Origin of the sequence: Lysinibacillus sp. GbtcB16, assembly GCF_019091145.1 — a bacterium.
Taxonomy (GTDB): Bacteria; Bacillota; Bacilli; order Bacillales_A; family Planococcaceae; genus Lysinibacillus; species Lysinibacillus fusiformis.
The window spans coordinates 1-228 of sequence record NZ_JAGXJV010000983.1 but is presented as its reverse complement, the minus strand read 5'-3'; the positions used below and the strand labels follow the sequence as shown (position 1 = coordinate 228).

Annotated in this window: 1 pseudogene; it reads left to right on the top strand. The window is 42.5% G+C overall.

Annotated features, from left to right (window positions below):
• Nucleotides 1–228, top strand: a pseudogene (exsF, locus tag KVT27_RS26505) (exosporium protein ExsF); the annotation flags it as partial.

The following is a 228-nucleotide window of genomic DNA, read 5'->3' as shown; positions in this document are numbered from 1 at the left end:
AATAGCTGGTATCTATCAAATCAGTTATACATTAACGGTAAGTCTTGAAAATGTTCCTGCCCCACCAAATGCTGCCCGATTCTTCTTAACATTGGACACACCTGACAATATTATCCCAGGATCCGGGACGGCAGTCCGTGCTAACATTATCGGTACTGGAGAAGTAGAGGTTTCTAGCGGTGTTATTCTTATTAACTTGAATCCTGGCGACTTAGTTCAAATCGTACC